We start from the raw sequence: 12,689 nt of genomic DNA on the forward strand, positions 1-12,689 counted from the left end.
TATTATAAAACGACATGAAGGACTGCCAGTCCTAGATTTGAATCACTTTATGGTAAGGTTACTATAGCAAACGCACTATAAAACGATGCGGAAGACTGCCAGTCCTAAATTTAAATAATTTTATGATACGTTTACTATATCTTCCCAAGCATGAGGAAACATCAACATGACCGACAAATCTCTAGGCACATTCATCAACCCCTTCACCGATTTTGGCTTTAAAAAAATCTTCGGCAGTGAAGAAAGTAAACCCCTACTCATCAGTTTCCTCAATGATTTACTCCCCATCAAACACAAAATTGTCAGCTTAGAATTTAAAAATATCGAAAAGCTCGGCATGTTAGAAGAAGACCGACGTGCCATCTTTGATATTTATTGCCGTGATGAAAAAAATCAGGAATTCATTGTTGAATTACAACGTGCGAAACAAGAACACTTTCAAGACCGCGCTACCTATTACGCCAGTTTCTTAATTCAAGACCAAGCCAAAAAAGGCAAATGGGATTTTGAATTAACCCCGATTTATTTCATTGGGATTTTAGACTTCTCTTTAGCCAGTTTTCCTGATGACCATTACTTACATTTTGGACAACTTACCGATATTTACAGTAAAGAAGTCACGTTTAAGAAATTGAACTTCATTTACATAGAAATGGCGAAGTTTAAAAAGCAAGAATCTGAATTAGCGAACCATCTGGAATGGTGGTTATATTTTCTGCGTGAATTAGTGACATTTGACGATATGCCGAGAGAATTTCAAGGCGATATTATTGAAGAAGCCTTTGCGTTAGCGAAATTAGCGAACATGAGTTATGAAGACCGCCATGCGTATGAATTGAGTTTGAAATACTACCGCGATTTCATCAATGTGCTTGATACCGCTAAACAGGAAGGGATTGAGATTGGGATGGAGAAGGGTATTGAGATTGGGATTGAACAAGGCGTTAAAAAAGGGATTGAGCAAGGCGTTAAGCAAGGTATCGAACAAGGGGTTAAACAAGGGATTGAGCAAGGTGTCAAAAAAGGAATTGAACAAGGCATCGAACAAGAAAGAATAAAAGTCGCAATAGCACTGAAGAAAAACAATGTCCCTCTTGAGCTTATTATGGTTGCGACGGGATTAACATGCGAAGAAATTGAACGATTATAGTAAATGTACTATAAAGCGATGCGGAGGACTGCCAGCCCTAACTTTAAATCACTTTATGGTACGTTTACTATACATGTTTTAAAATCTGCTGAGTTGGCATATCAACTGAAACAATTGCAAAAAACGTCGCTGCCCGCCATACTGCAAACATGAAATTAACACCACACTATACTGCGGGTTTTGTGGGTTGGTGGGAATTGCTCGCCGTTGATGAGCAAACTGCCATCCATCAAGTGCTCATTCAATTATTAAATCCCGAAACGTTGGTAACGCTTCCCTTGCAACGGGCGCAAACTGAACAGGCTCAGATGGGCGAGTTGCATATAATGTATGGGGATTATACGTATAATATTTTATATGCGATTGATTTAGCTCAATCTTATCTTGTACTCGTTGGTGGTATTAAAAAGCCTATTAGTACAGTGCAGTAAAAAATCCCGCGATAATTAGAAAATACTCGATAATGCCTTGGTAGGAAGACCGACGTGAGTCTTTTATTTTTAATTTTCTTGTTAGTATTTGTAAGCACGGCGGTTGCTGTTTACCCTGTTCATTTATTAGCCGTGCGGTTTACAGCAAAACGGACACGCTTGCGTTGGTGTCTTTTAGCGTTATTAAGTGCGTGGTTACTATTACTCATTGTTTGGTTGCTCAGTTATCTCATTGGCTCATGGGCATATTTTTTATTGCTGATAGCACTAGGCATTACCATTTTCATTTTTATGCGTTTACTGGGTACTTCTCCCGCAAATGGCATCATGATTATGGGGGGTGGGTTAGGTGTCTCAGCCGTTTTTATGTTTATCATGGTTTGGGCGTTTGGATTAAGTGCGCGTTTATCACCACCGCCCGTGCAAGCATTAGTTGCCCGTTTTACTGTGCTTCAACAATTTGCCACAGCAAGTCGTGCTATTTGCCAGTGTCAAACAGATATGCGTTGTCTAACCGATAAATATCTTGCCTTTATGGAGCTACAACAAAATAATACGGTTGCGTTTAAACCCACTGAACAAGCACGCCTTGCTTATTTTGAACAGCAAGCCTTGAATTGTTCAACCATAGTAAGACAGGGGGAACAAGGGCAATCGTTAGCCATGCAAGTAGAAACCCCACATCATAAAGCAACGATTACAGAGGCATTTTTAAACCAGTTAAGCCAACAAGCACGAGTAAATACAAATAAAAGCAGTGCTTTAGCCGCAGAAGCGATAGAAAAAAATAAAACTGCTGAACCTTCCTCAGACACTGAAGTTGCTACGACAGAAAAACCTGCGATTGATTTACAACAAGCACAACAGTTTTTAAAGAAACGGATACGTATTACAAAACTAGATGGAAATGTTCAAGAAGGTTATTTAATTGGTGTTTCATCAAAAGAATTAATCATTCAACAAAAAATAACGCCAAGTGCATTTGCTTATCGCGTATTATTAACGGATATTTTTGAATTACAAGAAATTAATTAATTTATATTCTATGGAAGAAAGTCATTATCAACAACAAATAACAGGCGTTATTCTTGCGGGTGGTCGTGCTGTACGCATGGGCGGGCAAGATAAAGGCTTGATTGAGATTAATGGGCGTAAAATGATTGAGTATGTTATTGATGTATTGCGCCCGCAGGTTTCTACACTGCTGATTAATGCAAATCGTCATCAGATGGAATATGCACATCTGGGAGAATGCATGGTTGTTGCTGATAATTACGGCAATTATGAAGGACCTTTAGCAGGCATGTTAAGCGGATTACATAATGCACAAACAGAGTATGTATTATTTGTTCCCTGCGACTCGCCCTTAATTACACCAAACCTTGCCGAGCGTTTATATACAGGATTACAAACGGCACAAGCCGACATCAGTGTTGCTACTTCTCCAGATGGGAAATTACAACCCGTTTTCGCGCTAATCAAACGACAATTATTAACGGCATTACGCCAATTTCTGGCAGATGGTGAGCGTAAAATTGACCGTTGGTATCAATCACAAGCCATGACAGTGGTCGACTTTGCAGATAGCCCCGATACTTTTTTAAATATTAATACGCCTGCTGAACAAGCAGCGATTGTTGAACGTTTACAAGCGTCATAATGTCCTTACATCCATTGATTAAAGTCCCTTTAGTGGGGTTCGCCGCTTATAGCGGGACAGGTAAAACCACCCTCATTTTAAAAATTCTCCCTTTATTAAAAGCGCAGGGGTTACGGGTTGGTGTGATTAAACACGCACATCATCAGTTTGAAATCGACCAAGCGGGAAAAGATAGCTATCGCATACGTAAAGAAGGCGAGGTCGAACAATTATTAATTGCCTCTCGTCAACGCTGGGTATTAATGACAGAGACAGGGCAAACTGATGAACCTTATTTACATCAAGTTTTACCGCATTTAAATCAAGAAACATTAGACTTAGTCATTGTTGAAGGGTTTAAACATGAACAATTCCCCAAAATTGAACTGTATCGCCCTAGTTTAAATAAAGCCTTAATTTTTCCTAATGATGCCTCTATTATCGCCATTGCGTCCGACGCGCCCCTGCCTGTTGAAACCACTTTACCACGCTTAGACCTGAATGATGCAACCGACATTGTGCAATTTATTGAGGCAAATATCATTCGTTGTTTTCAAGCCAGCCCTATTGATAAATCGCTATGAACTCACTAACCCATTTTAATGCCGCAGGCGAAGCCCATATGGTTGATGTTGGTGATAAAGCCAGTACACAACGCACCGCTATTGCAGAGGGATTTATTACCATGCAAGCCCAGACCCTGCAATTAATTATGGCGGGAGAGCATAAAAAAGGCGATGTATTAGGAATTGCCCGCCTTGCAGGGATTATGGCAAGTAAAAAAACCAGCGATTTAATTCCTTTATGTCATCCGCTCATGCTCAGTCATGTCAGCGTTGATTTACAAGCACTACCTGATAAACAAGCCGTTTATTGTCAAGCAACGGTGAAAACACAGGGGCAAACAGGGGTAGAGATGGAAGCCTTAATGGCAGTACAAATTGCCCTACTCACTGTTTACGACATGTGTAAAGCGGTTGACCGTGGCATGTGTATCGAGCGGGTACAATTGACAAAGAAGGCGGGCGGAAAATCAGGGGTATGGGAACGAGAGGCTTAAAAATCCCCTCGCCAATCAATGAGGGGATTTTTACAAATAAATATCAAAATAAAGCGAGAGAGACGCTTATTTTTTAGAAGTTTCGATTAAGTTATCTAATGTGTTTTGTGTCCACACTTGCAAATCTGAACCAAAACGTTGCAATTCGATCATTGCCGCGCCTGCGGTCATCTTGATTTTGTCTTGCAATGCAGTGGCTAATTGAGATTGCACATTCATCATCTCTGTGCTGCTACTGGCTTTCTTTAATGTTTCCAGTGATTGCGCGCTAGCAGTCATACATTGATTGAGCAACTCAACTTGTTGATTCATAATGTTTGTAAATCTAACAGTACTGAGTTCCGTTAATTCTTTCACGGCATTGACGGGGGTTTGTAAATCAACGGCATTGATTTGTTGTTTTAGCAAATCGTTGGTTGTAGAAGTATTAATTTGATTAAAGTCTTGGAAAGAATTTAATGTGGTTTGCATTAACTGTGCAACTTGCCCCATTTTAACTTGGTTTTGCAACAGCGTATTCATGGTGTTCAGCCCTGCTTCATTGAGCTGTTTAAACGCATTCAGATACATCTGATTAAAGTTTGCCCATTGTTGGGTAGGAAGTTCTGCTGCCATCGTCAATTACCTTTCAAAAATTGAATAAAAAGAAATAACAACTTACTCAGGGACAATCAAATATTCAACGATTGTCCCTTTAAAGCCGATTAACGTTTAATGAGCGGCTCTAGGCTCACCTAAACGACTCACCATTTTCATAATTGCCTTCATTTGTGGGGCATCATGGCTATAAAAATCAGGGGAATTTTGATCTTTGCTAGAATATCCCCAGAAATCCCAACATCCCATAGGGTTTAAAGGAATCTCTTTAGAAACCTGTGCTTGTGGATATAAAACAATCAGGTTATTCGTATCCGCGATTTCATTGTAACGGGTATGGGTGTAATACACATCATTTACCTCATGCGCCCCTTGGAAACAACCATGTAACGCAATGTGTACTTTACATTTGCTGGTTTCACAAGATTTAGGGATATAAGCATAAGCGGCACTGCTCATACTGCTTCTATCACTGTCCACAAACTCGCTTTGGTTAAACGCCACAATTTTACCGCTTAATTTACCAATCTCAGCAGCAGGATTCAGTTTACCGTATAAATGCGTCAGAATGTCAGTGGATTGGAAAAATCCGCAGTTATTGATAAAGGGCGGTACATTTGTTGGACATGCCGCATCTTCTGCACTCCCCGTAATCAGCGCATGACCCGAATTAACCGTATTGACAAACTTAATATTGTCAGCAGGAACTTCCGCTAATTGATAAAATTTATAGGTTTGCTCAACAACAATGGGTTTAACAACGGTGTCGCTAGACCCTGTAAAAATATAAATTTTTTGCGTTTTTAAATTATCAACACTATCAATTTTACCCGCTGTTGCCAACTCCTTCGCCTTTTTTAAAGCCTTGTCTGCTTTTGGCGCGACGGCTGATGTCGCAGGCCCCATACAAGTGCTAATAGAGGAGTTAATAAAATCCATCGCTGTTCTTGCGCCTGTTGAACCAGAGCAATAAAAAGGACCGCCTGCAACAATTCCAGCTCCTTTAATGAGGCTAGAATAAGCGGTTGCTAATTGTGCAGACATAAACCCACCAGAAGAAATGCCTGATACGGTTGTTTGACTGAGATCCGCATCATAACCTGCAAGTTTATCTTCTGCAAAAGCAGGTGCTTGATAAAACAACGCAACAAGTAACCCAGTGATTGTCAATTTTTTTGATGGAAACATCATGTAATCCTCTTAGTGATTTGTGGTCGATAACAGCTTTATTATTTAATGAGCTACCTTTGTTTCCCCTAAACGCTTAACCATTTTCATAATCGCACGCATTTGAGGAGCTTCTTTAGAGAAGAAGTCGGGTTGGTCTGGATTGGGGCTGGAATACCCCCAAAAATCCCAGCATCCTTTTGGATTCATCGGGTTTTCTGTAGAACGTAAAACTTGTGGATATAAAATAATCAGATTATTCGCATCTGCCATTTCATTAAAGCGTGTGCGGGTATAGAACTTGTCACCGATTTCTATCGCGCTTTGTGTACAACCATGAACGGCAATATGCACTTTACAAGCAGTAGATTCGCAGGTTTTAGGGACATACACATAAGCAACATCTGCCATGCTGGTTTTATCCGAATCTAAAAACTCTTTTTGGTCAAAAGAGACGAGTGTTCCGCTGGTTTTGCCTGCTTCAACAGCAGGTTTTAAATCTGTATATAAATGTTGTAACAGTTGATGTGATTGAAAAAAACCACACTTGCTAATGAACGGTGGAGCCGTTGTTTCACACGCTAAATCATCAGGGTTATTTGTGACAAACGCATGACCAGAAGGGACATCCGTTATATATTTTATTTGTTCTTTAGCAACACCTGCGAGTTGATAAAACTCAAGGGTTTTATCCATCACTAACTTATTGACAACCTTGTCGTTAGTACCGCTAAATAAATAGACTTTTTGTGCTTTAACATTTGCTAAATCATCAATTTGATGTGCAGATGCTAAGGTTTTAGCTTTTTCTAGGGCTTTTTCTGGATTAGGGGGAGGGGCATCACTAGCGGCTTTCATGCAGGTATTAATTGAAGTCATGATGTAATCCATCATGTTCTTAGTTTCACCAGAACCCGCACAATAGTATAAACCACCGCCAATCGTAGCAATGCCTTTAATTTCAGCAGAGTAGGCAACGCCTAATTGTGCTGCCATAAATGCACCAGAGGAAATACCAGAAACGGTTGTTTGACTTAAATCAGCTTGGTAGCTCGGTAACTTGACAGTTTCCGCATAGATTGGAAAAGAAAGAATAAGAGAAGTTGCAACTGTCAGTGTTTTTAAAGACATAGATTTCATAATCACCTTTTTAGATTGAAATAATAGCGATAAGGGAAATACAACACATCTAAAACACAACATCAGCAAAATGAATATAAGGCATTGCTCAATAATACACTGATATTAAAAACATTAATCAATGTTTGGTTTGTTCATTTTTGCCATATAATGCTAACACGTTTAAATTTTTGTTGCTATGCACTAAATAAAGAATTATAACTTTTTTTATATGAAAAATTTTTTCCTTAAATATGGTTTAATCCCTGATATAAGTAATATTACCTATTATTGATGGAAAAATTTTTTCTTTGAAATATAGAATAAAAGCTAAATCTCAATAATTAGGTTTATAAATAGCTTAACCATCGTTTTTCTAGGTATTTAAAAGAAAATACTAAGGTAAAAGTTAAAACTAAATAAAATGCACCTGCTGTTAAAAAAGCCTCATAAGGCATGTAAAAACGTGAATTAACGATACGTGCCGCTCCTGTGATATCAATCAGCGTAATCACACTGGCTAAAGAACTTGCATGTAGCATAAAAATAACTTCGTTACCATAAGCAGGAAGCGCGCGCCGTAACGCACTTGGTAGAATAATACGACGATATATCAACGTAGGTGACATACCAAATGCCTTTGCTGCTTCAATTTCACCAATAGGCATTGAGACGATAGTACCGCGTAAAATTTCTATCGTATAAGCGGCGGTGTTGAGCGTGAATGCTAATAATGCACACCAATAAGCCTCACGTAAAAAGTGCCAAAAAATACTCGCTTTTATCCAATCAAACTGTCCTAATCCATAATAAATAAGGTAAATTTGAATTAATAAAGGTGTACCACGAAAGAAGTAACTGAATGCAAAAACGGGGATTGAATAGAAAGGGTTTTTTAAGGTTGCTAACACGGCGCAGGGAATGGCAATGAAAATGCCCAGCAATAGGGATAAAGAGACTAATTCTATTGTCAGCCCTAAACCTTCCCAATATAGGTGAAAATTATCAATAATGACACTAAAGTTCATGGTTTAGATAGTTTTAGTATGAATTCGATAACGATGTTCTAGCCATTTTAAGCAGAGAATCGACACGGTTGTAAAGCCAAGAAATCCCAGCGCGACCACTAAATAAAAGGTAAATGGTAGTCGTGTTGCGCCAGCGGCAAGTGTGGCTTTACGTACCATATCATCTAAGCCAATGACTGAAACTAACGCGGTAGCTTTTAATAACACTAACCAGTTATTGCCAAAACTAGGCAGTGCATGGGGAATCATTTGTGGGAGTAAAATACGCCAAAAAACTTGCCCACGTGTCATGCCAAATGCATAAGCCGCTTCTAATTGTCCGCGTGGAATAGCGAGAATTGCCCCTCTAAAGGTTTCAGTCATATACGCGCCAAAGATAAAACCTATCGTTAATACGCCCGCAATAAATGGATTAATATCAATATAATCATCATATCCAATCGCATTTGCTAGTTGATTGATGAGTAATTGTCCCCCATAAAAAATCAATAGCATTAACACTAAGTCGGGAATCCCTCGAATAACAGTGGTGTAAACCATTGCAATGCTAGAAGCAATTTTTGAGGTAGATAATCTTGCTAACGCACCCACTAAGCCTAAACCTGTTGCAATGCAAAGAGATAATAAAGAAACTTCTATCGTGAGTAATGCCCCTGCCAAAATGCTCGCGCCATAGCCGTGTAGGTCAAACATTCAATTCTCCTGCAATGAGAAACTGAGCAGTAATAAACGCTAAAACAAATCTGAATTTAGTGCGTTAACTCATCATAAAGCGGTTATGTCGTTGTCAACATAACCACTTGCTATTAAATCTTATTTTTCTTATGGTGCACAGACTTGATGAATATCACCATGATAAACCAATGGAACAGTTAATACAGTGTTACATAAGACTTGTTGTGGCGTTTGTGCGTTTGTTGTGGGGGTTGCTGGATGTGCCCATACTAGTAATTGTCCTAACCAACTCGTTTCATCCGTTTGTGGGTAAACCAGTTGATAATCATCACCAACCTTTGCAAGCTGTGCAAGTTTATCAATGGCTTGTTGACGGTTTAATGTGCCATCAATTAAATGATATTGTTCGGCAGTGTCATTGCTGAATAATTGCGCCCCCATTTTATTACGAATGACATCTGCATTAATTTGACGGTTCTCAGCAACATGTTGTACAAATTTCGTATATTCCGTATCGACACCTGCTTGCAGGTTTTGCAATTCTTCATCGGTAGGACGGCGAAAAGGATTGCCTAAATCTTTACCGCGCCCCGCAAAGATTTGATATTGTTCTATTCCTTCCTCAGTGACAATTCCGCCTCCCATTACCCCGCCATCTGTCGCAATGGGTTTATTAAAATAAGTGAGAGAAATCCCTAATACCCCAATACTGCCAACCATACTCCCATAATCCGCATAAATTGCATCCGCGCCCACCATTGCCATAACCCCACCTGAAGCGGCAAAACCTTCAATATAAGCAATAACAGGCTTTTGGGTTGCCTTTTGATACGCTTTGATACCATCAAAAATGGCACGAGAACCATAAATAGTGCCTCCAGCGGTCTGGATATGTAAAAAAATACCTTTAATCTCAGGATGTTTTGCCGCTTTTAACAGTTGCTCTTGAATTTGATAGCCGTAAGTGACACCTGTGGCTAAAAAGGAGAGAGAACCGAATTCGGTATTTGGACTGCCGAGTATAATCCCATTAATATTGAGTTTTAATAAATACTGCTGACTTTGTGAATTCCCTGCAATATAAGTATATTGCGACGCTATATTATTGATATCCGTTAATTCCCCCTGCTGTAGTTTTGCACCGATACCGATGCCTAACCCTGTAAAAAAGAAAATGGCGAGGACAATTAAAATAATAAGACTCAACAGGGCGAAAAAGACCTGTCCAACAAGGCGAAACGCGCCAGTTATGATTGACATGCAAACCTCTCCACGAGCATAAATTTCAGTAAAAATAATCCATCAATTTCGTAAACAAGACGAGATACAACATTATACAATGTGGGTTGTTTGCCTTGCTGAACAAAGGTGGGATTAACCCCATTTAGCGACATTGCTTGCTATGAATGCTTTAATCATTGGGCTAACTTTGTTATGTTTTGAACCTTACACGTAATATTGCTAGAAAAACAAATAGATTATTTCCCTAAATTTCATGTGAATGACGGCTCAGTGTAAAAAAGTCGATGCATGTTGGGGATGCTAACTTGAGCTTATCAAGCTTCAGACCTACTGTTTAGGAGGCAGATTGTCTGCGATGGCTAAGTACATGGAAATTTTATCCATAACACGATAAGTTTAAAAAAAATTGCCTAGTATTAATAAAGTATAAGGAGTGAAAAATAAATAACCGTGTTAAAACAAACTTTCACCATTGTGAACAAATTAGGACTTCATGCACGCGCCGCTGCTAAATTAGTGAAGCTTGCCTCCGCATTTGATAGTGATATCAAAATTAAGCGTGGGCAGCGTGAAGTCAACGGCAAAAGTATCATGGGAGTCATGATGTTAGCCGCTGCAAAAGGCACAGAAGTGGATATAACGACATCAGGTATTGATGAAGAAATCGCGATGGCTGAAATCGCTGATTTGATTGAAAGTCGCTTTGGAGAGGCAGAGTGAGCTTAACGCTACATGGTATTGGTGTTTCAAAAGGCGTTGCCATTGGCAAAGTGCATATTATTAACCGCGATCATATCGAAGTTGGTGAATATACCTTGTCAGTGCAAAGCCTAGAAGGGGAAGTATTACGTTTTGAAGGTGCAGTTGATGTCGCCCGTGAGCAGTTGCAACGGATTCGACAACAAGTTTCAAAGCAAACTGCCTCTGATGTTGCTGCATTTATCGATACCCACTTATTAATGTTAGAAGATACCGTTTTTATCGAATCCCCAGTTCGCTTGATTCGTGAACGGCAATGCAATGCAGAATGGGCTTTAAAACTGCATCATGACTATCTCATTCGTGTTTTTGATGAGATGGACGACCCTTATTTAAAATCACGTAAAGATGATGTTGCTCAAGTTGTTAATCGTATTCAGCGCGTGCTACGTGGATATCCTGATTTAGCCGAAGACCTTTCTACTGAAAGTCTTTCTCACGCGATTGTCTTATCAGATGATTTAAGCCCTGCGGATACCGCATTGATGCAACATCGGGGCATCGTAGCCTTTGCCACCGAATTTGGTGGCGCAACCTCTCACACGGCAATTTTAGCGCGTAGTTTAGGCATCCCTGCCATTGTGGGGCTGCGTCGTGCACGTGCCTATGTCCAACACGGTGAAACTTTAATTATTGATGGTTCACAGGGAATGTTAATTGCTGACCCTGATGAACGAGCATTACGTTACTATCGCAATCGGCAACGGGATGAAAAACGCTATCGTACTGCATTAGGTAAATTAAAAAACGCGCCAACAATTACAAAAGATGGTACGCCTATTTCTTTGCAAGCAAATATTGAATTCCCTGAAGATATGCTTGCCGTGCGGCGAGTGGGTGGTGAAGGCGTTGGCTTATATCGTACCGAATTTTTATACATGAATCGCCCTACGCCCCCCTCAGAAGAAGAACATTTTGACGCTTATTTGCGGGTTATTCGAGCTGCAAAAGGAACACCTGTTACGATTCGTACTTTAGATTTAGGCGCAGATAAACAAGTCCGTTATCAAGACCTATCCACAGCGACAAATCCTGCCTTAGGCTTACGAGCAATTCGTTTATGCTTAAGAGACTTAAAAATGTTTAAAATTCAATTGCGCGCTATTACCCGTGTTTCTGCTTTTGGACAAGTGCGCATGATGATACCGATGGTGTCAGGCATTCAAGAATTATTACAAGTTCGTAACTTAGTCAGTGAAGTACAAAATGAATTAGCCCGTAAATCGATTAAGTTTGACCAAGCAATGCCTATCGGTGCAATGGTTGAAGTACCTGCAGTGGCTGCCTGTACAGACTTATATGCCCCTCACTCTGATTTTTTCTCCATAGGAACTAATGATTTAATTCAATACACCTTAGCAATTGATCGTGTTGATGACAGTGTTAATTACCTCTACGACCCCTTACATCCTGCTGTTTTACGCCTGATTAAAATGAGTATTGATGCGGCAAGTCGTCATGAAAAACCCATTAGTATGTGTGGTGAGATGGCGAGCGATAGTCGCTACGTGCGTTTATTGCTGGGCTTAGGATTACGCTCATTTAGCGTAAATCCTGAAGCATTATTAGAAGTTAAACAAATTATTATCAACAGTGATATGACAGGATTAGCAAGAAGTGCAGGAAAGCTGATGCGTTTAACAGCACATGTAGATATCCTAGAACTACTAGAACATATTAACCGTTAATTCTTCCCTTAAGAACGTCAACCATTTTTTAAAACATAAAGACCTGCTAAGTTTTCAAAACCTAGCAGGTCTTTTTTTGTCTGAACCAGAATTCACAGAATTTTCAGAATTAGCAGGATTAAAAAGCGTGATTC

General features: G+C 39.7%; 14 protein-coding genes. 8 read left to right on the forward strand and 6 right to left on the reverse strand.

The annotated features are described in order from the left end of the window. The first annotated feature begins 166 nt into the window (after positions 1-166). From BEGALDRAFT_RS09425 to moaC, 6 genes are all read left to right on the forward strand, one after another. Positions 167-1,150, forward strand: a complete 984-nt coding sequence (locus tag BEGALDRAFT_RS09425) for an Rpn family recombination-promoting nuclease/putative transposase (protein WP_002686032.1) — start codon at positions 167-169, stop codon at positions 1,148-1,150. Positions 1,151-1,299: 149 nt separating this feature from the next. Further along, positions 1,300-1,581, forward strand: a complete 282-nt coding sequence (locus BEGALDRAFT_RS09430; protein WP_002686034.1) for a hypothetical protein — start codon at positions 1,300-1,302, stop codon at positions 1,579-1,581. Positions 1,582-1,635: 54 nt separating this feature from the next. Then, positions 1,636-2,616 carry a hypothetical protein gene (locus BEGALDRAFT_RS09435; protein WP_002686037.1) on the forward strand — a complete coding sequence of 327 codons (981 nt, stop codon included), beginning with the start codon at positions 1,636-1,638 and terminating at the stop codon, positions 2,614-2,616. Next, positions 2,594-3,241: a molybdenum cofactor guanylyltransferase MobA gene (gene mobA / locus BEGALDRAFT_RS09440; protein WP_198284630.1), complete on the forward strand. Its 648-nt coding sequence runs from the start codon at positions 2,594-2,596 to the stop codon at positions 3,239-3,241. Before BEGALDRAFT_RS09435 ends, mobA begins: the two co-directional genes overlap by 23 nt. Next, positions 3,241-3,804 (forward strand): molybdopterin-guanine dinucleotide biosynthesis protein B, encoded by a 564-nt coding sequence (gene mobB / locus BEGALDRAFT_RS09445; RefSeq protein WP_002686041.1) that lies wholly within the window; start codon positions 3,241-3,243, stop codon positions 3,802-3,804. Before mobA ends, mobB begins: the two co-directional genes overlap by 1 nt. Then, a complete protein-coding gene (moaC, locus tag BEGALDRAFT_RS09450; protein ID WP_002686042.1) occupies positions 3,801-4,280 on the forward strand; it encodes a cyclic pyranopterin monophosphate synthase MoaC in 480 nt (159 codons plus the stop codon). The genes mobB and moaC overlap by 4 nt, the downstream gene beginning before the upstream one ends. 66 nt (positions 4,281-4,346) lie before the next feature. Here the strand turns inward: moaC and BEGALDRAFT_RS09455 are convergent, their stop codons facing one another. The 6 genes from BEGALDRAFT_RS09455 to BEGALDRAFT_RS09480 all read right to left on the reverse strand — a co-directional run bounded on the left by BEGALDRAFT_RS09455 (position 4,347) and on the right by BEGALDRAFT_RS09480 (position 10,126). Next, positions 4,347-4,895 carry a hypothetical protein gene (locus BEGALDRAFT_RS09455; protein WP_002686043.1) on the reverse strand — a complete coding sequence of 183 codons (549 nt, stop codon included), beginning with the start codon at positions 4,893-4,895 and terminating at the stop codon, positions 4,347-4,349. A gap of 96 nt (positions 4,896-4,991) precedes the next feature. Further along, positions 4,992-6,068: an extracellular catalytic domain type 2 short-chain-length polyhydroxyalkanoate depolymerase gene (locus BEGALDRAFT_RS09460; protein WP_002686044.1), complete on the reverse strand. Its 1,077-nt coding sequence runs from the start codon at positions 6,066-6,068 to the stop codon at positions 4,992-4,994. Between the two features lie 42 nt (positions 6,069-6,110). Beyond that, positions 6,111-7,175 (reverse strand): extracellular catalytic domain type 2 short-chain-length polyhydroxyalkanoate depolymerase, encoded by a 1,065-nt coding sequence (locus BEGALDRAFT_RS09465; RefSeq protein ID WP_040294934.1) that lies wholly within the window; start codon positions 7,173-7,175, stop codon positions 6,111-6,113. A 338-nt stretch (positions 7,176-7,513) separates the two neighbouring features. Then, on the reverse strand, positions 7,514-8,191 hold the full coding sequence (locus BEGALDRAFT_RS09470; protein WP_002686046.1) for an ABC transporter permease: 678 nt from the start codon (positions 8,189-8,191) through the stop codon (positions 7,514-7,516). 3 nt (positions 8,192-8,194) lie between these two features. Next, complete coding sequence (locus BEGALDRAFT_RS09475; protein WP_002686047.1) at positions 8,195-8,884, reverse strand: ABC transporter permease; 690 nt, start codon at positions 8,882-8,884, stop codon at positions 8,195-8,197. Between the two features lie 129 nt (positions 8,885-9,013). Next, the gene (locus BEGALDRAFT_RS09480) at positions 9,014-10,126 is read right to left on the reverse strand and encodes a S49 family peptidase (protein WP_002686048.1); all 1,113 of its coding nucleotides are present in this window, start codon (positions 10,124-10,126) and stop codon (positions 9,014-9,016) included. Positions 10,127-10,558: 432 nt separating this feature from the next. On the opposite strand from BEGALDRAFT_RS09480, the gene BEGALDRAFT_RS09485 reads away from it, so the two are divergent. Together BEGALDRAFT_RS09485 and ptsP are read left to right on the forward strand one after the other, a co-directional pair. Next, on the forward strand, positions 10,559-10,828 hold the full coding sequence (locus BEGALDRAFT_RS09485) for an HPr family phosphocarrier protein (RefSeq protein WP_002686049.1): 270 nt from the start codon (positions 10,559-10,561) through the stop codon (positions 10,826-10,828). Then, positions 10,825-12,555 (forward strand): phosphoenolpyruvate--protein phosphotransferase, encoded by a 1,731-nt coding sequence (gene ptsP, locus BEGALDRAFT_RS09490; protein ID WP_002686050.1) that lies wholly within the window; start codon positions 10,825-10,827, stop codon positions 12,553-12,555. The genes BEGALDRAFT_RS09485 and ptsP overlap by 4 nt, the downstream gene beginning before the upstream one ends. The last annotated feature ends 134 nt before the right edge of the window (positions 12,556-12,689 follow it).

Origin of the sequence: Beggiatoa alba B18LD (assembly GCF_000245015.1) — a bacterium.
In the GTDB taxonomy this organism is placed as follows: domain Bacteria; phylum Pseudomonadota; class Gammaproteobacteria; order Beggiatoales; family Beggiatoaceae; genus Beggiatoa; species Beggiatoa alba.

Excerpts from the sequence above, each read along its gene's own strand:
- BEGALDRAFT_RS09425 (WP_002686032.1), top strand. The coding sequence starts at position 167 with ATGACCGACAAATCTCTAGGCACATTCATCAACCCCTTCACCGATTTT.
- BEGALDRAFT_RS09430 (WP_002686034.1), top strand. The coding sequence starts at position 1,300 with ATGAAATTAACACCACACTATACTGCGGGTTTTGTGGGTTGGTGGGAA.
- mobB (WP_002686041.1), top strand. The coding sequence starts at position 3,241 with ATGTCCTTACATCCATTGATTAAAGTCCCTTTAGTGGGGTTCGCCGCT.
- moaC (WP_002686042.1), top strand. The coding sequence starts at position 3,801 with ATGAACTCACTAACCCATTTTAATGCCGCAGGCGAAGCCCATATGGTT.
- BEGALDRAFT_RS09455 (WP_002686043.1), bottom strand. The coding sequence starts at position 4,895 with ATGGCAGCAGAACTTCCTACCCAACAATGGGCAAACTTTAATCAGATG.
- BEGALDRAFT_RS09460 (WP_002686044.1), bottom strand. The coding sequence starts at position 6,068 with ATGATGTTTCCATCAAAAAAATTGACAATCACTGGGTTACTTGTTGCG.
- BEGALDRAFT_RS09465 (WP_040294934.1), bottom strand. The coding sequence starts at position 7,175 with ATGTCTTTAAAAACACTGACAGTTGCAACTTCTCTTATTCTTTCTTTT.
- BEGALDRAFT_RS09470 (WP_002686046.1), bottom strand. The coding sequence starts at position 8,191 with ATGAACTTTAGTGTCATTATTGATAATTTTCACCTATATTGGGAAGGT.
- BEGALDRAFT_RS09475 (WP_002686047.1), bottom strand. The coding sequence starts at position 8,884 with ATGTTTGACCTACACGGCTATGGCGCGAGCATTTTGGCAGGGGCATTA.
- BEGALDRAFT_RS09480 (WP_002686048.1), bottom strand. The coding sequence starts at position 10,126 with ATGTCAATCATAACTGGCGCGTTTCGCCTTGTTGGACAGGTCTTTTTC.